We start from the raw sequence: 19574 nt of genomic DNA, 5'->3' as shown, positions 1-19574 counted from the left end.
GTAGCAAAAAAAAAATAAATTTTTACGTTTTTTAAAAAGATTAATTTTAATTAAAGCATTTTCTTTTAAAATTTTTTTCAAAAAATAAAATTAAAAAGTAAAAAAATGTTAGAACTTACAAGCGAATTTAAACCAAGTCCTGATCAAAAACAAGCCATAGAAGGCATAGTAAAAAGCATTAAAAAGGGTAATAAATATCAAACTTTATTAGGTGTAACAGGTAGTGGAAAAACTTTTACTATGGCTAATGTTATCAAAGAGCTTCAAATGCCAACACTCATCATGAGTCATAATAAAAGTTTGTGCGCTCAGCTTTATAGCGAATTTAAAGGTTTCTTTTCTAAAAATCATGTAGAATACTTTATCTCTTATTATGATTATTACCAACCAGAAGCTTATATTCCACGTACAGATGTTTTCATAGAAAAAGATAGCTCTACTAATGAAGATCTAGAAAGATTAAGACTAAGTGCCACAGCCTCACTCTTAAGTTATAAAGATGTTATATGTATTGCAAGTGTTTCAGCTAATTATGGGCTTGGAAATCCAAATGAATATATTGGAATGGTTTTAATTTTCGAACTTGGTATGCAAATTTCACAAAAAGAACTTCTTAAAAAACTTGTAGATATGGGTTATAAAAGAAATGATAATTTTTTTGATCGTGCAGATTTTCGCGTACAAGGTGACATTATAGATATTTATCCTGCTTATTATGAAGATGAAGTAGTAAGACTTGAATTTTTTGGTGATGAACTTGATAGCATGTATCATTATAATGTTTTAGAAAACAAAAAAGGCAAGGATTTAAAACGCTTTATTTTATATCCTACAAGTCAATTTAGCGTCGGTGAAATACGTTTAAAACAAGCTATTAAAGATATCAAACAAGAATTAAATGAACGTTTAGCTCAATTTGAACTTGAAAATAAACTTGTAGAGTATCAACGCTTAAAACAACGCGTTGAATTTGATCTTGAAATGCTTACAAGTACAGGTATGTGCAAAGGTGTAGAAAATTACGCTAGACATTTAACAGGCTTAAAAGCTGGGGATACACCATATACGCTATTTGATTATTTTGCTATTCAAGATAGGAAATTTCTTGTTATTGTTGATGAAAGTCATGTTTCACTACCTCAATTTCGCGGAATGTTTGCTGGAGATAGAAGTAGAAAACAAACTTTAGTAGATTATGGTTTTCGCTTGCCTTCAGCGCTTGATAATCGTCCTTTAATGTTTGATGAATTTATCCACAAAAATTGTCAATTTCTTTTTGTTTCAGCTACTCCAGCACCTCTAGAACTTGAACTTAGCAAAGAAAATATTTTTCATCAAATTATGCGTCCAACAGGTTTACTTGATCCATTAATAGAATTAAAAGATAGCGATAATCAAGTTGAAATTTTGTTTGATGAAGCTAAAAAAGTGATTAATAAAAATGAACGTGTATTAGTTACAGTACTAACCAAAAAACTAGCTGAAGAGCTTACAAGATACTATTTAGAACTTGGTATTAAGGTAAAATATATGCATTCAGATATCGATGCAATAGAACGCAATGAAATCATTAGAAATCTTAGAAGTGGTGCTTTTGATATGTTAATTGGTATCAATTTACTTAGAGAAGGGCTTGATTTGCCTGAAGTTTCACTCATTGCCATTATGGATGCTGATAAAGAAGGATTTTTAAGAAGCACAACAAGTCTTATACAAACTATGGGAAGGGCGGCAAGAAATGTTAATGGAAAAGTATTACTTTTTTGTAAAAAAATTACAAAATCTATGCAAGAAGCTATAGATATAACTAATGAGCGTCGCAAACTTCAAGAAAATTACAATAAAAAACACAATATAACCCCAACTTCAGTCAAACGCCATATAGAAGAAAGTTTAAAAAATGAAGAAGATTTGGGAGAAATTTATCGCAAAGGTAAAAAACTAGAAAAAATACCTGCTAGTGAAAGAGCTAAACTCATTAAAGAACTTCGAAAACAAATGTTAGAAGCAGCAAAAGCTCTTGAATTTGAAAAAGCGGCAGCCATAAGGGATGAAATTAACAAAATGAAAAATTTATAACAAAAATATATCTCTCGTTCTTACCCCAACTTCATTAATTAAAGCATTTAAAATCTCATATTGAAAATCTTGCAAAGGACGCTTTTCTTTTAAAACTATACCAATAACCCCTTTTGTCTTTTCCCCATCTTCTATGGGCAAATACATTGCATTAGCATTCGGTAAAGTATTTGTACAAAGTCCAGCTCTTTCACGATTTGTAGCCACCCATTGAGCGATAGCAATTTCATCAGCACTGAAACAATTTTTGAGTATTTGCTTATCATTATTAAAAAACAATAATGGTTTAGATAAGATATTATTTTTACTCATAGGATAAATAATTATAGGTAAATTTAATAATTTTAAGGCTTGATTGCCTAGTTGCTCCCAAAGCTCTTGTTTACTTTTTACTCTAGCTAACTTTTCACTATTTTCAAGCAAAATTGCTGTTCTATAAGCTCTTTTTGCTAATTCTTTAGATTGAAGTTTTAATCTTCTTGTAAAAATAGAAGTTAAAAAACCGACAATAAACATAGTTGAAAAAGTAACTATATTCGCACTATCATGAATTTTAAAACTAAAAAAAGGCTTCAAAAAGAAAAAATTATAAAACAATACACTGATTAAAGAAGAATATAAAGCATAAAATTTGCTATCCGATATAAAAGAAGAACTAAAAACTGCCAAAATAAAAACCATCATTATATTGCTAGGTTGCGTGTCAAATTGATGAAATACAAAAGCTATTATAATTGCTAATAATAATATAGCATTAATCATAATAAAATTTAAAAAATTAAAACCTTTTTTTCTGGCTATTTTAGGCGTTTTAATTTCACTTTCATTAACGAGATACAAGTCAATATTTGGACTTTTTTTCGCTACAGCTTCAAAAATTTCTTCTTTAAATTTCTTCTTATTTTTATTTTTTCCCAAAACTATCTTAGAAACATTACTAATGCTAGAATACTCAGCAATTTGACTCGCTATATCTTCATCATAAACACTAATGATTTCAGCATTAAAACTCTTTGCAAGTTCTAAATTTTCTTTTAATAATTTATCTTCTTCAAGATTGGAATTTTTTATACAAATAGCACTTAATTTTGCATGAAAAGCACTTGCAAGCCTTGCAGCTGACCTGATAACCTTGGCATTACTTTCATTGATGCAAACTAAAATATGTTCTCCGGTATGATAAGTTAGATCATCATTAATAAGTCTTTGTTCATTCGCTCTTAAATTTACCCTTGATGCAAGCCTTCTTAAAGCAATTTCCCTTAAAGCTATCAATCTTTCTTGTCTGAAAAAATTTTCTAAAGCTAATTTAGCCTGCTTTTCTTTATAAATTTTACCCTCTTGCATTCTTTTTAAAAGTTTATTAGGTTCAATATCAACAAGTTCTACTTGATCAGCTTCATCAAAAATACTATCAGGAATTCTTTCTTTAACTTCTATTTTACTGATATTTGCCACCAAATCATTTAAGCTTTCTAAATGCTGAATATTTAAAGTAGTATAAACATCAATGCCAGCTTTTAATAACTCTTCTATATCTTGAAAACGCTTTTCATTTCTAAGACCTTTTGCATTGGTATGCGCTAGCTCATCAACTAAAACCAAAGCTGGTTTTCTTTTTAAGGTGGCATCTAAATCAAATTCTTTTAAAATAATATTTTTATAAGAAATTTCAAGATTTTCAATACTCTCAAAACCTTCAGTTAAACTCATAGTTTCAGGTCTATCATGTGGCTCTATATAACCTAAAACCACATCAACTCCATTTTGCAATAAATTTCTAGCTTCACTTAGCATAGCATAAGTTTTACCAGATCCTGCTGCATAGCCTAAAAATATTTTCAACTTGGCAAATTTATTTTTTTCCTCTTCTTTAGCCCTTACTTCAAATTTCTTAAGAATTTGTTCGGGTGTTTGTCGTTGCATTTTTACCCTCTTTCATAGCTTGACTTATTGCTATATTAGCTTTTAAAACATTAACTTTCATCTCACCAAAAATACCCAAAAACTTATCTTCTGTGTTATTATTAATAATTTTTTCTACTTGATTTTGATCTAATTTTGAAAATTTCATTATACGAGGAATTTGTATCCATGCCGCTTGTTTGCTAATATGAGGATCAAGTCCTGAGGCTGAAGCACTTAATAAATCAATAGGAATTTCTTTTTTTAAAATATGTGGATTTTGTTTTAAAAATTGATTTAAATCTTTTGTTATACGCTCTTTTAATTCTGGATTGGACATAGCATAATTAAAACCGCCAGAATTAACAATGCTTTGATTAGTGTCACTTGTATTATAATTTATAGCTGAACTTCTTCCGTGTAAAAAATAAGGCTGGGTAAAAGCTTGTCCTAAAAGCTTTGATCCAACTGCTTTATTTATATCAAGCGTAGCTTTTCCATTTTTATCGATCAAACTTCCACTTGCCTCATAAGGAAAAATAAATCTAGCTGTTTCATTTAAAACAAAGGGATAGACAATGCAGCATAAAACAAGCATAACAACAAAAAAACTAAGCAAAGTTCTAATCATACTAAACTCCTAAAATTCTAAGCAACCAAGCTGTAGGAATATCAATAATTTTAATACCAATAAAAGGAGCAATTACTCCGCCAATTCCATAAATTCCTAAATTTCTCAAAAGCAACATTTCACTTTTAATGGCTCTAAATTTAACACCACGCATAGCAATAGGTATAAGTAAAGGAATTATTATTGCATTAAAAATTAATGCCGATAAAATCGCACTTTGAGGGGTTTGTAAATGCATAATATTTAAAATTTGCATTTGTGGCAAAACTACACTAAACATAGCTGGTAAAATAGCAAAATATTTAGCAATATCATTAGCCATGCTAAAAGTTGTTAAACTTCCTCTAGTAATTAATAAACCTTTACCTATTTCTACAATTTCTAAAATTTTTGTAGGATTTGAGTCAAGATCAATCATATTAGCTGCTTCTTTAGCAGCTGCTGTTCCTGAATTCATTGCAATACCTACATCAGCTTGTGCGAGTGCTGGAGCATCATTAGTACCATCTCCTGTCATTGCAACAATCTTACCTTCTGCTTGTTCTTTTTTTATGGCTTCTATTTTATCTTCTGGTTTGCATTCTGCTATAAAACCATCGAGTCCAGCTTCTTTAGCTATCGTAGCAGCTGTTAGAGGATTATCCCCAGTGCACATAAGAGTTTTAATACCCATTTTTCTTAATTTTGCAAATCGCTCCTTAAGACCTGGTTTTACAGTATCTTTTAGATAAATCACTCCTAAAATTTCTTTATTTTGACTTACTACTAAAGGAGTTCCACCCAGATTTGAAATTTGCATTACTTTTGTTTCTAAATCACTTGGAATTTTTCCACCCATTTTATCAATATAGGTCTTAATAGTGTCAAAAGCTCCTTTGCGAATTTGAGTACCATCCTTTAAATTAACACCGCTCATTCTATTTTGAGCACTAAAATCAATCGCATCTTGAATTTCTTTTTGATCACAGTGATATCCCATTTTATTTGCTAATACAACGATACTTTTTCCTTCTGGAGTTTCATCTTTTAAGGAAGATAGTAAGCATGCATTGATTAATTGATCTTTATTAACACCTTGGACTTCGTAAAATTCATTAGCCAAACGATTGCCAAAAGTAATTGTACCTGTTTTATCTAAAATCATAGTATCAACATCACCGCAATTTTCTACCGCTTTTCCAGAAAGTGCTATCACATTAAAACAAGTTACTCTATCCATTCCAGCTATACCTATAGCTGAAAGAAGTCCTCCTATAGTAGTAGGAATTAAACATACAAGTAAAGCAATTAGCCAAGAAATAGGTAAATTAACGTTTAAAAATTGCATAAAAGGATATAAACTAACTACAACAATTAAAAAACTGAGACTAAGAACAATTAAAAGAATATTTAATGCGATTTCATTTGGCGTTTTTTGACGTGCAGCTCCTTCAACTAAATTAATCATTTTATCCAAGAAACTTTCTCCAGCACCTACTAAAATTTTAATTTTTAAAAAATCCGTTAAAACCGTTGTTCCTCCAGTTACAGAAGAAAAATCACCCCCTGCTTCACGCATCACAGGTGCACTTTCTCCAGTAATTGCTGATTCATCAACACTAGCTGCCCCTTCGATAACTTCTCCATCATTAGGTATAAGCTCTCCTGCTCTAACTAAAACAATATCGCCTATTTTTAATTTACTAGCACTTAACATTTCTTCGCTACCATCATTTTTAATTAATCTTGCTTTAAAATCTTTTTTACTTTGCTTTAAAGTAGCTGCTTGTGCTTTGCCTCTGCCTTCTGCTATACTTTCTGCAAAATTTGCAAACAATAAAGTAACAAAAAGAATTAAAGTGATTAAAATATTATAAATCCTTTCTTGATTATCTCCCCCAAATAAACTAGGAAAAAAACTTAAAATAAGCGTGATAACAAAACCAATCTCTACAATAAACATTGTAGGATTTTTAATCATAAAGCGTGGATCAAATTTAAAAAATGCTCCTTTAATAGCAGTGCTTAAAATTTCTTTTGTGATAAGTTTATTTTGTTTTTTAGACATTAGCACTCCTTATTTAATACCACAAAGATAAATATTCAGCCACACTAGAAAGCGTTAGCACCGGAAAAAAGGTTAATGCTGTAAAAATATAAACTATACAAATTAAAACAAACATAAAAGTCAAACTATCTGTTTTTAAGGTATTTGTGCTACCTTCTTGAGTTTTTTGCTTTAAAAACGATCCTGCAATTGCTAATTGTATGATTAATATAAGATAACGTCCACAAAACATAGCAAAAGCTGTACTTAAATTCCAAAATAAATCATTATCTTTAAGTCCCTCGAGTCCAGATCCATTATTTGCGGTTGCAGATGTAAATTCATATAAAATTTGAGCTAAACCATGAAAGTTAGGATTTGAAATACTGTCTTTTGCGAAAATTACTCCAAATGCACTTAAAACAAGAATTAATAAAGGATGTATCAAAATAGCCAAGGCAATAAGTTTCATTTGCTTACTTTCTATTTTTTTTCCTAAAAATTCTGGAGTTCTTCCTATCATTAAAGCACAAATAAATACACATAAAATAACATAAATCATCATATTCATAAGCCCAACACCATCGCCACCAAAAGCAACATTAAGCATCATATTAAGCATAGCAACTCCTATACTTAAAGGATTTAAACTATCGTGCATATTGTTAATACTTCCCGTTGTAAAAGCAGTTGTAATAGCGCTAAATAGACTAGATGAATTAACTCCAAATCTTAATTCTTTACCCTCTAAATTACCCAAAGTTTGATTAAGCTCTAAAGAAGATAAATTAGGATTTGGGATAGTTTCACTATGATGGATAATAACTAAAGAAATTAAGAAAATAATACTCATAGCTCCGAAAATAACACCGCCTTGCTTTCCCATTAAAACAAAACCTTGCTTTTCTTTTTTATAATGAACCATCAAGCCAAAAACTACAACACAAGAACTTGGAATAAGCATCATAGATAAAATTTGTATAAGATTAGTCAAGGCATTGGGATTTTCAAAAGGCATGCTTGAGTTGGCTCCAAAAAATCCTCCACCATTAGTTCCCAAGTGTTTGATCGACTCAATAGCAGCAACAGGACCTGTAGCTATAGTTTGAATTTTATTTTCTAAAGTTATAAGATGAAAATTTGGATAATAATTTTGCACTACACCTTGTGAAATGAAAATTAAAGAAATAATAAAACTTAAAGGAAGTATCAAGCGCGTCATTATACGAGTAAAATCTTCATAATAATTTCCCATTTGCATACCACAAAATGCTCTACAAAAAGCTATACAAGCACAATATCCACTTACGCCAGAAACAAACATAGCAAGTAAAATTCCTGTACTTTGAGAAAATAAACTTAAAGCATTTTCTCCAATATAATGCTGTAAATTAGTATTAGTAATAAAACTAATAGCAGTATTTAAACTCAGATCTAAAGACATAGATTTGATGGAATTAGGATTTAAAAAAAATTTATCTTGAAACAAAAAAATAATAAAAGAAAAAATAGCTACTAAAAAATTAAAAATACACAAATGCAAAGAATACTGTTTCCAAGTCATATTTTTTCTATCAATAGCACAAATTTTATAAATTAAAGCATCTATAGGATTAAAAATAAAATCAAAAATAGTTTTTTTAAAATTAGCGATTTTATATAAATAACGTCCAAAAATTAAAGATAAGCCAAAAGATATCAGAAGCACTATTATAATTTCTAACATATTCTTCCTTTAGAATTTTTCAGGATATAAAAGCGCATAAAAAAGATAACAAGCAAGTATCAAACTCAAAATTAATAAAAAAATCATTTATAAAATCCTAATTAATAAAAATTACTTTATAATAAAGGATCTTAATTCTATCCTTGCTAGCCTTATAATTTGCTTTATCATTTTTGAACTAAAGGTATCCCGCCATCATTGCTATAAAATAACCCGCTATACAAGAAGTAATTACACCAATAAGTCCAGGCAAAATAAAACTATGATTGATTACAAATTTACCAATATGAGTTGTTCCTGATCGATCAAATTGTATAGTAGCTAAATCACTTGGATAAGTTGGCAAAATATAATATCCATAACAAGCAGCTGCAAAAGCTATAATTACGCCTGGCTTAACACCAATACTTAAAGACAAAGGAACAAAAGCGGAAATAGCTGCTGCTTGAGAATTGACAAATTTGGAAATTAAAAGCAACATTAAAGCATAAGTCCAAGGATGTTCTTTAACTATATTTCCAAATAAAGTTTTCATCATGGGAGTATGAACCCCAAACATCGTATCAGCCATCCAAGAAATTCCAAAAACTGCCACAAGAGCCACCATGCCAGGTTTAAAATTTCATTAGAACTTATCTTTTTTACATCTGTTTTTGTGAAAATAATTATCAAAGCACCTGCTAAAAGCATAAACATTTGAATGATTGATACCATAGAAATATAATTATAACTTGGATTTCCAAGTTTATCTTTTTGTGCAATAGCCGTAACTACATCTGATTGATCTTTTATATTAGAAGTTAATTGTTTAAAGATCAATTATAGCTTTATCTTTTCTACTTAAAGTTCATTCTATTGTATTATTAATATGTACTTGATACATCATTTTTTGACCCCGATTTGGTTTTAAATTATCAAAAATTCCAATAGCAGCTACTAAAAAAATTGCAATGATAAAAATCCACATTGCAACCCAATTGCTTTTTGCCAGTTTAACACCCAAAAGCGTTTTAGATTCTCCATAAACATATTTTTTAAATTCTAAATCTTTCAATTTTTCTTTAAAAATTTCATCTTTATCTAAATCCTTACCTCTAAACCAAGAAAAGATTCCCACACATAAAACGCCTATAAAAGTGCTGGGTATGGTGATTTGAAGCAAATTAATATAACCATCAAAACCAACTAATTTATGAGAGGTATTTAAAAGCAAAGCTGTTAAACTTACAACTGCTACAGAAACAGGACTTGCTATGATTCCCATTTGTGAAGAAATAGAAGCTGCTGCCATGGGACGTTCTGGGCGAATACCATTTTTAATAGCAATATCATAAATTATAGGCATTATAGTATATACCACATGCCCTGTTCCACAAAGCATTGTTAGAAAACAAGTAACAAAAGGAGCTAAAATAGTTAAAAATTTAGGATTTTTTCTTAAAATTTTTTCAGCAATTTGAAGCATAACATCTAAACCGCCACTTGCTTGCAAAGTTGCACTAGCAATAACTACAGCTAAAATAGTAAGCATCACATCAATCGCAGGTTTTCCAGGCTGGACATGAAAAACAAAAACCAACATCAAAATGCCTATGCCGCCTAGCAATCCAAGAGCTATACCACCCTTTTTAGCACCATAAAAAAGACAAATAAGTATTACTATTATTTGAATAAAAAATTGCCATCCTTCACTAAGATTTGTAAAAAAATCCATTTTAGATCCTTTTTAAATTATAAAAATTGTAATTTCATTGTATCATAATTTAAAAAGAAAAGATAACATTTATTAAATAATTTAAATAAAAATTAAATATTAAAATTTAGCAGATTAAATTTTTATCCTTCAAGTTCATAAAGTTTTTTTCTATCTGTAGAACTTGCAATATTAAGATGTTTTCGGTACTTAGTAACTGTTCTACGCCCAATATCAATCTTAAATTCATCTTGTATAAGTTTTAAAATTTTACTATCGCTTAAAGGTTTTAAGCGATTTTCATTTTTAACTAAATTTGCAATAAAATCTTTCACACTCGCATTAGAAGTTTCTCCTTCTTCATCAAGAGCAAAAGCAAAAAAATCTTTTAAGGGGATTAATCCTCTTTCGCAACTTAAATATTTATTTGCAATCGCTCTTGAAACCGTAGAAGCATTACGATCTAAATCTTCAGCAATATCTTTTAAGGTCATAGGCTTGATATCTTTGCCTACAAAAAAATCATATTGATGTTCTACTATCATTAATCCTATTTTATACAAAGTTGCTTTTCTCATAGCTAAAGCATCTACTAAATTCTTAGCTTCTTTAATATAATGAGTTAAATATTCATGATCAATTCCATCTGTTTCAATAGAAATTTCAGGATAATATTCATCATTAATTTTTACCTTAATCTCATCATTTTCACGAAAAATAAATATATCTGGAATAATAGCTTGAGAATCTTCAAAATATTCCAAAAAAGGCGGAATACTAAATTTTTTTATGACAGAAATTGCTTGGGTGTATAATTTTTCTTTTGTATAGTTTTGAATATTTTCAAAATCCAATATAAGCAATTTACAAAAATCATAAAGCTCTTCATCTATACTTTCATTTTCTAGAGCAAATAAAAAAGCTTCTTTATAGTCTTTAGCACCTACACCTATTGGATCTAAAAATCTAAAGCGCATCCTAATATTTTCAAGATCCTTTTCATCGATATTTTGCATAACTTCTTGATCATATTCAAAATATCCTTCATGGTTAAGACATTCAATAATTTTATTTGCAATATTTTGAGATTTTTTTGTAGGAAAAAGTGGAGGAATAATCTGTTCACTTAAAAGCTCATAAACGCTTTTTTTACCAATACCCATGCTTTCAACCATGGCTGAATTTGTATTGTTTTTATAAAAAGAATCAAAATAATTCTTTCCCTTTTCAGAAGTTTTAATCGCATCTTGAACATTTAAAAAAGGATTTTCTTCTGCAAATTTGTCCAAATTTTCTTTTAAATCTTCTATATTGGCTTGTAAAATAGGAAGCCAAGAACGTAGAGTCTGAGAAATTTTTGTTTTTGCGCCCTGAGTAACTTTTTGTTTTAACATTAATCTAGGAGCTTAAACTCCGCTCCTAAATAGTATTTTTTTACATCTTTATTGTTTGCAATTTCTTCAGCATTTCCACTTGCTAATAAAGATCCAGAACGGATTACATAAGCTCTATCACAAATTGCCAAAGTCTCGCGTACATTGTGATCAGTTATTAAAATTCCAATATTTAATTTTTTAAGCTCTTTAATTAAAGTTTGAATTTCAGAAACCGCAATAGGATCAACTCCAGCAAATGGTTCATCAAGAAGTAAAAATTTAGGCTCACACATCAAACTTCTTGCTAGTTCACAACGCCTTCTTTCCCCTCCACTTAAACTCAAACCTTTTCTTAATCGAATCGGTTCTATACTTAAAAGTTCAAGCATTTGCTCCACTTTTTCATTTAAAACTTTTTTATCTTTATAAAAAATTTGTGCCGCTAAAAGTAAATTATCCTCAACGCTTAAATCTTTAAAAATACTACTTTCTTGCGGCAAATATCCAATTCCTTTTCTAGCGCGTTTATTTAATGGCTCTTTAGTGATATCCACGCCATCAAGCAAAACTTTTCCATTGCTTGGAGTAATTAAACCACATATCATATAAAAAGTAGTAGTTTTTCCTGCTCCATTTGGCCCTAAAAGTCCAACAACTTCACCACTATTTAATTCTAATGATACATCTTGTATTATTTTTGTTTTTTTTATGATTTTTTCTAAGTTGATTATTTGTAGCTTACTCATAAAATTTCATACTTTCTTTTATTCTTTTCAACACTAATTTTAACAACCGTTGATAAAATTCCAAATTGAAATAATTTTTCTTTTAGCTGTTCATCTCCCCATTCTACCAAATGCAAACCTTCCTCAAATAAATTATCAAATAATCCATTTTTCAAAAGCCCTTCTAATCCTTCTTGATAAATATCATAATGATATATGCAAATATTTTCATTTTGGTATTTTTGCATAATAGAAAAAGTTGGAGAAGTTACTTGATCACTTAAATTTAAAAATTTAACCCAAGCTTGAACCAAACTAGTTTTACCACTAGCTAAATCTCCTTGTAATAAAACCACTCCTTTACAAGGCAAATAAGAAAAAATTTGATCTATTTCTTCTTTGGATAAAACAATTTCTTTCATAATTTTTCCACATATTGATTTTGAGTATTTTTAGGAATACTTTTAGTAGAGGGTATAGCTAAAACCTTATATTCTTGAGTATATTGCATAAAATGTAAACTAATAATATCTCCTATTTTTACTTCCTTACTCGCTTTAGCAACTTTATCATTAATTTTAACCACCCCGCTTTTGCACATATCTTCAGAAATTACTCGCCTTTTAGTGATATTAACCACATTTAAAAATTTATCCACTCTCATAGGAATGAATTTTAGCAAAAAAAAACAAATTTTGGAACATATTTTGCTTGTATTAAGGCAATTAAATTTCATTTAAAACCTTTCTTTTAATAAAAATTTAGATACAATAAGGCAAAAATTAAGTTAAAACTTAAAAAAGGATTTTCAATGAAAGTATTATTGATCAAAGATGTTAAAGGACTTGGAAAAGCTGGAGAAGTTAAAGAAGTCAAAGATGGATATGGGCAAAATTTTTTAATCGGAAAAGGACTAGCTAAAGCTGCTACCACTGAAGTTTTAAGAAAATATGAAAGTGATAAGAAAAAAGAAGCTGAAAATTTACGCTTTGAAATTGCAAATTTGGAAAAACTAAAAGAAGAACTTAGTAAAATAACTCTTGAAATTTTTAAACCTGTTGGAGCTAATGGTAATTTATTTGGTGGAGTTACAAAAGATGAAATTGCTCACGCACTTAAAGAACAAAAAAATATAGAACTTGATAAAAAAAGTTTAGAATGTGATACTTTAAAAAGTATTGGAATTCATGAAATTAGTGTAAAGCTAGGTCATGCAATCCATGCAAATTTTAAAATTGATATAAAGGCAGAATAATATGTTTCATGCAACTACAATTTTAGCCTATAAAGGCAAAAACAAATCCGTAATTGGAGGAGATGGACAAGTTAGCTTTGGAAATACTGTTTTAAAAGGCAATGCAGTTAAAATTAGAAAACTTAATAATGGTAAAGTTTTGGCAGGTTTTGCAGGAAGTACAGCAGATGCTTTTAATCTTTTTGATATGTTTGAAAATTTATTACAAAGCTCTAAAGGAGATCTCTTAAAGGCTGCAATAGATTTTTCTAAGGAATGGAGAAAAGATAAGTACTTGAGAAAACTTGAAGCTATGATGCTAGTGCTTGATAGAAATCATATTTTTTTGCTTTCAGGAACTGGCGATGTAGTTGAACCAGAAGATGGAGAAATTGCAGCAATTGGAAGCGGTGGAAATTATGCACTTTCAGCTGCAAGAGCATTGGCAAAACATGCTTCTTTAGATGAAGAAGAGCTGGTTAAATCAAGCTTACAAATTGCAGGAGAAATTTGCATTTATACTAATACAAATATAAAAACCTATGTGATAGAGGATGAAAAATGAACTTAACTCCAAAAGAAATAGTCAAATTTTTAGATGATTACGTTATCGGTCAAAAAAAAGCTAAAAAAATTATCGCTATAGCTTTAAGAAATCGCTATAGAAGAATGCAACTAAGCCCAGAACTTCAAGATGATATTATGCCAAAAAATATTTTAATGATAGGATCAACTGGAGTTGGTAAAACAGAAATTGCAAGAAGACTTGCAAAAATGATGGGCTTTCCTTTTATAAAAATTGAAGCTAGTAAATATACAGAAGTTGGTTTTGTGGGACGAGATGTAGAAAGTATGGTTAGAGATTTAGCTAATGCGGCTTTAAATTTAGTCAAAAATGAACAAAAGGAAAAAAACAAAGATAAAATCGATGAATTTATCGAAAATAAAATTTTAGAAAAACTCTTACCGCCTTTACCAAAGGGTATTAGTGATGAAAAACAAGAAGAATATAAAAATAGTCTTGAAAAAATGAGAACCAAACTTAGAAATGGTGATCTAGATGAAAGCAATATAGAAATAGAAATATCTCAAAGTATGTTTGATACCAATCCTAATTTACCGCCTGAAATGGGAGCAATGCAAGATATTGTTAAGGTTATTGGCGTAGGCAGTAAAAAAGTCAAAAAAGAAATGAAAATTAAAGATGCCAAAAATGCTTTAAGAAACGAAGCTGGAGATAAAATTTTAGATCAAGAAAGTATCAAAAGTGAAGCCTTAAAAAGAGCAGAAAATGAAGGTATTATTTTTATAGATGAAATTGATAAAATAGCTGTTTCAAGTGGAAATTCAAATCGACAAGATCCGAGCAAAGAAGGGGTACAAAGAGATTTATTACCAATTGTTGAAGGTTCTAGTGTTCAAACCAAAATCGGAACTTTAAAAACTGATCATATACTTTTTATTGCCGCAGGGGCTTTTCATTTAAGCAAGCCAAGTGATTTGATTCCAGAATTACAAGGACGTTTTCCTTTAAGAGTTGAACTTGATAGTTTAGACGATAAAGCTCTTTATGAAATTTTAACCCGTCCAAAAAATTCACTTTTAAAACAATATACCGAGCTGTTGAAAACAGAACAATTAGAACTTGAATTTGATGATGAAGCGATAAAAGAAATTGCAAGAATAGCCTCTAAGGCAAATGAAGAAATGCAAGATATAGGTGCTAGACGTTTGCATACTGTAATAGAAAAACTTCTTGAAGATTTGAGCTTTGAAGCCGATGAATATGCGGGTAAAAAATTTACAGTTGACAAAAAAATGGTTGAAGAAAAACTTGGAGATATTATAGAAAATAAAGATTTAGCTAGGTATATTTTGTGAAAAGTGGCTTTGTTAGCATTATAGGAAGAACCAATGCTGGAAAAAGTGCTTTGGTTAATTCCTTGCTTGAAGAAAAAATTACCTTAGTTTCTCACAAACAAAATGCTACTAGACGAAAAATCAAAGCTATAGTAATGCATAAAGAGGATCAAATTATTTTTATTGATACTCCTGGGCTACATCAAAGCAAAGCAACTTTAAATCAAATGCTAATTGAAAGCGCTATAAAATCCATGGGAGATTGTGATTTAATTTTATTTGTAGCAAGCGTATTTGATGATTTAAAAAATTATGAAGAATTTTTAGCTTTAAAGCCAAAAGTGCCGCATATTATTATTTTAAATAAAGTAGATTTAACTCATAATGATATCCTTTTAAAAAAGCTTAATGACTATGCTAAATTTAGCGAGCATTTTAAGGCTATTATTCCTTATTCTTGCAAAAAAAAGAGTTACAAAAAAATATTACTTGATGAAATTGTAAAATATTTAGATGAGCATGAATATTTTTACGACCCTGAATTTTTAACTCCAAGTAGTCAAAAAGAAATCTATAGAGATTTCATACTTGAAAGTATTTATGAAAATTTGAGTCAAGAATTGCCCTATTGCACTGAAGTTATAATCAACAAAATTAAAGAAAAAACAAAGCTTATTATCATCGAAGCACAAATAATCACAGATGCAAATTCCCATAAAGCTATACTTATAGGAAAAAATGGAGCAACGCTTAATCGTATAGGTAAAGATGCTAGGATGAAAATTACTCGATTGGCTCAAAATAAAGTTCTTTTGAAGTTATACATTGTGGTGAAAAAGAATTGGCAAAAAGATGAAGACTTTTTAAAAAAAATGTTAAATTATGAAGAATAAAATTGAAATTTTAAGTTTTGAAAAACTCATTTATATTCAAAAAAATGGAAAATTTGAAGAAGATATACTTTTTGAAAAAGTTATCAAAGAGTGCGATATAAAAAATCCTTTTGAGTATCAAATAGCTTTTTTAAAACAAGATGAAATTTATCATTGTTTTCTAAGCAAAGTTAAAAATTTACCTAAATGTTTCGCTTGCTTTCCTAAAGCTTTTATTTTTAAGTCTTTATTTAAAAATAATTTGATTCAGGAAAATAATTTTTGTTTTTTAGAACTTTATTTAGATGAAGTATATTTATGTTTTTATGAGCAAGATAAATTTAAAGCTTTTAAAAAATTTAAATATGAGAAAAATTTAGAATCATTTTTAGAAAAAAATCATATATTAGAGCTTTTGCAATATTATGAAAGTGAAATTTTGATCAGTTTTGAGAATAATGATTTAATAAAAGAATTAAAAAATAAAGCCATTGCTTGTAAAATTTTAGAACAAAATGAAAATAAACTTGCACAATTAAGTATGTCAATCTTAGATAAAAATGCAAATTTTATTAAAACAAGTAAGAAAAATTTTCCTTATTATTTAAAATTAATTTTTTTATTTTTACTGAGCTTTTTGAGCATGAGTGGAATTTTAATTTTTAATAATTTTTTAAATTACCAAGCAAATAAAAGCTTACAAACTCAAAATAAAAACTCCCAAGATAAGCTTTATAAATTAGAAAAAGAAAAAAATATAGTTTTAGAAAGAAAACTTAAAGATTTAAATTTAACTCTTTATGACAAAAAAGCACTTCTTGATCAAAATTTTAATCAACTCGATGAAATTATAAAAAATTTCAAGCCAAATAAAAATAGGACTTTAATTTTAAAAAATATCTTTATTTGGCTTAATCAAAATTCTTTAGGAATTTCTAGCTTAAAGCTAAAAGATTATAATATTATCATACAATTTAACAATCAAGAAAATTATCTTAATGCTCTTAAAAATTTAAAAACTGAATTTAAACTTATATCTAAAAATGATGCACTATATCAAATTATTTTAGAGTTAACTCATGGATAAATTAGAATTTGTTTTAGAAAATTTCAACTTAAGAGAAAAATTTCTTATTGCTATAATTATAGTATTATTGGCTATTTTTCTAGCTTTTAAAGTCGAATCTTTATTTATAAATTCCTTTTTTAATCATAATATTTTCATTCATGATATTGATATTAAAAAAGAACAATCTATTAATCAAAATTTAGAACAAAAATTACAAATATTAAATCAAAAATTACAGCAAATTCAAAATAAAACACTTATCTATGAACAATATTTAAGTTTATTTCAAAAAAAATATGATCAATATTTAAAAAATATCCAAACACTTGTTTCAAATAATAAAATTGAAATAGAAAATATCACTCAAACAAAAATTCAAAAAAACAATATCAATCGCTATGATTTTTTTATTAAAACTTATGGAAATTTTAATGCTTTATTATCTTTTATAAAAGATTTAGAAAATTCAAATTTTTATTACCAAATTAATACTATTGAAATGCAAAATTTAAGAAGTTTAAAATTAGAATTAAATCTTGAAATATCAACAATACATATTAATAAGGAAATTTGATGAATTTATACCAAAAAAGAATTGCACAACTTAGAGATTTGATGAAAAAACATCATTTAAATGCTTATTTAATTTTAAGTTCAGATCCTCATTTAAATGAATATCTTCCAGATTTTTATCAAAATAAAACTTTCATCAGTGGTTTTAAAGGATCAGCTGGAACTTTAATTATTACCCATGAAAAAGCTCTTTTATGGACAGATGGAAGATATTGGTTACAAGCTGAAAGAGAACTAAAAGGAACTTTTATAGAGCTTCAAAAACAAAATAATACAAATACTTTTTTAAATTGGTTAAAAAAAAATCTTAAAAAAAATGAAATCTTAGGAACGGATTTTTCTCTTTTATCTTTAAATTTATTTAAAAATTTACAAACAAATTATCAAATAAAACTAAAACACATCGATTTAATTTCACCTTTATGGAAAGAACGTCCTAATTTACCAATAAGTAAAATTTATGAACATAAAATAAAATATTGTGGCTATTCACGTCAACAAAAAATCAATCAAATACGAGAAAAAATGCAAATTTTAAATACTCAAAATCATCTCATTTCTTCCCTTGATGATATCGCTTGGATTACCAATTTAAGAGCCAATGATATAAAGTATAATCCTGTATTTTTAAGTTATTTATTTATCAATCAAAAAACAATTTTACTTTTTATTGATAAAAATAAAATTGATTTAAAGCTAGAAAAAAAACTCAATCAAGATGGAATTTATATTAAAGATTATTATGAAATTTATCAAGAAATCCAAAAACTTCGCAATACAAACCTACTGATAGAACCAACGAAAACCACAGCCTTACTGATTCAATATCTCCATAAAAGTGTAAAAATTATAGAAGAAATTAATCCTAGTACATATTTAAAATCAATCAAAACTCAAAAAGAAATCAAGCATATAGAAAATGCTATGATAGAAGATGGAGTTGCTTTAGCTAGATTTTTTACATGGCTAGAAGAGAATATTAAAAAAAATGAATGTATCAGCGAACTTGATATTGATTTTAAGATAACAGAATTTAGAGCAAAAAGCCCTTATTATATTAGCAATAGTTTTGCAACCATAGCAGGTTTTAATGCTAATGGAGCTTGTATCCATTACAAAGCAACAAAAGAAAATTTTTCCTATATTAAGAAAAACGGGCTTTTGCTTATAGATTCTGGAGCCCAATATGAAAATGGCACTACAGATATAACTCGCGTCATTCCTATAGGACAAATAAGCAAAGAGCAAATTTATGATTATACCCTTGTTTTAAAAGCACATATAGCCATATCTAATACTATTTTTCCAAAAGATATTCCTATGCCTTTGCTTGATGCAATTTCAAGAGCACCATTATGGAAAAATCAACTTGATTATATGCATGGAACTGGACATGGGGTGGGATATTTTTTAAATGTTCATGAAGGTCCGCAAACCCTATCTTACTTTTCTCCAGCTCTTGAAAAAACTAAAGCCAAAGAAGGAATGTTAACCTCTATAGAACCAGGGATATATAAAAAAGATAAATGGGGTATTAGGCTTGAAAATTTAGTCTTAAATACTAAAGTTAAAAATCCAAAAAATAGAGATTATGGAGAATTTTTATACTTTAAACCCTTAACTCTTTGTCCTTTTGAATCAAAATGTATCGATAAAACCTTACTCAATAAAGACGAAAAATTATGGCTAAATGCCTATCATAAAAAAGTTTATGATAAACTTTCTATTAAATTAAAAAATGAACCCAAAGTTCTAAAATGGTTAAAAAATAAAACAAAAACTATTAAATAATTTTATAAAATTAG

The 19574-nt window shown here is 28.2% G+C and carries 16 protein-coding genes and 2 pseudogenes; 8 read left to right on the top strand and 10 right to left on the bottom strand.

All coding sequences use genetic code 11. The annotated features are described in order from the left end of the window. The first annotated feature begins 105 nt into the window (after positions 1–105). Positions 106–2079 carry an excinuclease ABC subunit UvrB gene (uvrB, locus tag CMOL_RS02155; RefSeq protein WP_239820536.1) on the top strand — a complete coding sequence of 658 codons (1974 nt, stop codon included), beginning with the start codon at positions 106–108 and terminating at the stop codon, positions 2077–2079. Here uvrB and CMOL_RS02150 read toward each other — a convergent pair. From CMOL_RS02150 to CMOL_RS02105, 10 genes and pseudogenes are all read right to left on the bottom strand, one after another. Next, complete coding sequence (locus CMOL_RS02150; RefSeq protein ID WP_239820535.1) at positions 2074–4005, bottom strand: sensor histidine kinase; 1932 nt, start codon at positions 4003–4005, stop codon at positions 2074–2076. The genes uvrB and CMOL_RS02150 overlap by 6 nt on opposite strands. Beyond that, positions 3974–4615: a potassium-transporting ATPase subunit KdpC gene (gene kdpC / locus CMOL_RS02145; protein ID WP_239820534.1), complete on the bottom strand. Its 642-nt coding sequence runs from the start codon at positions 4613–4615 to the stop codon at positions 3974–3976. Before kdpC ends, CMOL_RS02150 begins: the two co-directional genes overlap by 32 nt. A gap of 1 nt (position 4616) precedes the next feature. Further along, positions 4617–6662 carry a potassium-transporting ATPase subunit KdpB gene (gene kdpB / locus CMOL_RS02140; protein ID WP_239820533.1) on the bottom strand — a complete coding sequence of 682 codons (2046 nt, stop codon included), beginning with the start codon at positions 6660–6662 and terminating at the stop codon, positions 4617–4619. A gap of 13 nt (positions 6663–6675) precedes the next feature. Beyond that, positions 6676–8367, bottom strand: coding sequence for a potassium-transporting ATPase subunit KdpA (gene kdpA, locus CMOL_RS02135; protein ID WP_239820532.1), 1692 nt, complete (start codon positions 8365–8367; stop codon positions 6676–6678). 9 nt (positions 8368–8376) lie between these two features. Then, positions 8377–8454: pseudogene (gene kdpF / locus CMOL_RS02130) on the bottom strand (K(+)-transporting ATPase subunit F); the annotation flags it as partial. Between the two features lie 91 nt (positions 8455–8545). After that, positions 8546–10081, bottom strand: a pseudogene (locus CMOL_RS02125) (anaerobic C4-dicarboxylate transporter). 122 nt (positions 10082–10203) lie between these two features. Next, positions 10204–11454, bottom strand: coding sequence for an RNA polymerase factor sigma-54 (locus CMOL_RS02120; protein WP_239820531.1), 1251 nt, complete (start codon positions 11452–11454; stop codon positions 10204–10206). After that, positions 11454–12182, bottom strand: a complete 729-nt coding sequence (gene lptB / locus CMOL_RS02115; protein ID WP_200283324.1) for an LPS export ABC transporter ATP-binding protein — start codon at positions 12180–12182, stop codon at positions 11454–11456. The genes CMOL_RS02120 and lptB overlap by 1 nt, the downstream gene beginning before the upstream one ends. After that, positions 12179–12583, bottom strand: a complete 405-nt coding sequence (gene tsaE / locus CMOL_RS02110; RefSeq protein WP_200283321.1) for a tRNA (adenosine(37)-N6)-threonylcarbamoyltransferase complex ATPase subunit type 1 TsaE — start codon at positions 12581–12583, stop codon at positions 12179–12181. The genes lptB and tsaE overlap by 4 nt, the downstream gene beginning before the upstream one ends. Then, positions 12580–12825, bottom strand: coding sequence for an RNA-binding S4 domain-containing protein (locus CMOL_RS02105; RefSeq protein ID WP_239820743.1), 246 nt, complete (start codon positions 12823–12825; stop codon positions 12580–12582). Before CMOL_RS02105 ends, tsaE begins: the two co-directional genes overlap by 4 nt. Before the next feature lie 147 nt (positions 12826–12972). Here CMOL_RS02105 and rplI point away from each other — a divergent pair, with 147 nt between their 5' ends. The 7 genes from rplI to CMOL_RS02070 are packed head-to-tail and all read left to right on the top strand — an operon-like array spanning position 12973 to position 19560. After that, entirely contained in the window at positions 12973–13416 is a 444-nt protein-coding gene (gene rplI / locus CMOL_RS02100) for a 50S ribosomal protein L9 (protein WP_137624191.1), read from the top strand. Position 13417: 1 nt separating this feature from the next. Then, positions 13418–13960 carry an ATP-dependent protease subunit HslV gene (gene hslV / locus CMOL_RS02095; RefSeq protein WP_137624192.1) on the top strand — a complete coding sequence of 181 codons (543 nt, stop codon included), beginning with the start codon at positions 13418–13420 and terminating at the stop codon, positions 13958–13960. Then, entirely contained in the window at positions 13957–15276 is a 1320-nt protein-coding gene (gene hslU, locus CMOL_RS02090; RefSeq protein ID WP_200283305.1) for an ATP-dependent protease ATPase subunit HslU, read from the top strand. Before hslV ends, hslU begins: the two co-directional genes overlap by 4 nt. Further along, positions 15273–16148, top strand: a complete 876-nt coding sequence (gene era / locus CMOL_RS02085) for a GTPase Era (protein ID WP_239820530.1) — start codon at positions 15273–15275, stop codon at positions 16146–16148. The genes hslU and era overlap by 4 nt, the downstream gene beginning before the upstream one ends. Beyond that, positions 16138–17214, top strand: coding sequence for a hypothetical protein (locus tag CMOL_RS02080; RefSeq protein ID WP_239820529.1), 1077 nt, complete (start codon positions 16138–16140; stop codon positions 17212–17214). The genes era and CMOL_RS02080 overlap by 11 nt, the downstream gene beginning before the upstream one ends. Continuing rightward, positions 17207–17770, top strand: coding sequence for a hypothetical protein (locus CMOL_RS02075; RefSeq protein ID WP_239820528.1), 564 nt, complete (start codon positions 17207–17209; stop codon positions 17768–17770). Before CMOL_RS02080 ends, CMOL_RS02075 begins: the two co-directional genes overlap by 8 nt. Further along, positions 17770–19560, top strand: coding sequence for an aminopeptidase P family protein (locus tag CMOL_RS02070; protein WP_239820527.1), 1791 nt, complete (start codon positions 17770–17772; stop codon positions 19558–19560). The genes CMOL_RS02075 and CMOL_RS02070 overlap by 1 nt, the downstream gene beginning before the upstream one ends. Positions 19561–19574: the final 14 nt, after the last annotated feature.

Source organism: Campylobacter sp. RM10537, from assembly GCF_022369435.1.
GTDB classification, from domain to species: domain Bacteria; phylum Campylobacterota; class Campylobacteria; order Campylobacterales; family Campylobacteraceae; genus Campylobacter_D; species Campylobacter_D molothri.
The sequence above is the reverse complement of the archived record's forward strand: the minus strand, read 5'-3'. Positions and strand labels throughout refer to the sequence as shown.

Bases quoted from the DNA above. Each gene is read 5' to 3' on its own strand.
- uvrB (WP_239820536.1), top strand. From the start codon at position 106: ATGTTAGAACTTACAAGCGAATTTAAACCAAGTCCTGATCAAAAACAA.
- CMOL_RS02150 (WP_239820535.1), bottom strand. From the start codon at position 4,005: ATGCAACGACAAACACCCGAACAAATTCTTAAGAAATTTGAAGTAAGG.
- kdpC (WP_239820534.1), bottom strand. From the start codon at position 4,615: ATGATTAGAACTTTGCTTAGTTTTTTTGTTGTTATGCTTGTTTTATGC.
- kdpB (WP_239820533.1), bottom strand. From the start codon at position 6,662: ATGTCTAAAAAACAAAATAAACTTATCACAAAAGAAATTTTAAGCACT.
- kdpA (WP_239820532.1), bottom strand. From the start codon at position 8,367: ATGTTAGAAATTATAATAGTGCTTCTGATATCTTTTGGCTTATCTTTA.
- CMOL_RS02120 (WP_239820531.1), bottom strand. From the start codon at position 11,454: ATGTTAAAACAAAAAGTTACTCAGGGCGCAAAAACAAAAATTTCTCAG.
- lptB (WP_200283324.1), bottom strand. From the start codon at position 12,182: ATGAGTAAGCTACAAATAATCAACTTAGAAAAAATCATAAAAAAAACA.
- tsaE (WP_200283321.1), bottom strand. From the start codon at position 12,583: ATGAAAGAAATTGTTTTATCCAAAGAAGAAATAGATCAAATTTTTTCT.
- CMOL_RS02105 (WP_239820743.1), bottom strand. From the start codon at position 12,825: ATGAGAGTGGATAAATTTTTAAATGTGGTTAATATCACTAAAAGGCGA.
- rplI (WP_137624191.1), top strand. From the start codon at position 12,973: ATGAAAGTATTATTGATCAAAGATGTTAAAGGACTTGGAAAAGCTGGA.
- hslV (WP_137624192.1), top strand. From the start codon at position 13,418: ATGTTTCATGCAACTACAATTTTAGCCTATAAAGGCAAAAACAAATCC.
- hslU (WP_200283305.1), top strand. From the start codon at position 13,957: ATGAACTTAACTCCAAAAGAAATAGTCAAATTTTTAGATGATTACGTT.
- CMOL_RS02080 (WP_239820529.1), top strand. From the start codon at position 16,138: ATGAAGAATAAAATTGAAATTTTAAGTTTTGAAAAACTCATTTATATT.
- CMOL_RS02075 (WP_239820528.1), top strand. From the start codon at position 17,207: ATGGATAAATTAGAATTTGTTTTAGAAAATTTCAACTTAAGAGAAAAA.
- CMOL_RS02070 (WP_239820527.1), top strand. From the start codon at position 17,770: ATGAATTTATACCAAAAAAGAATTGCACAACTTAGAGATTTGATGAAA.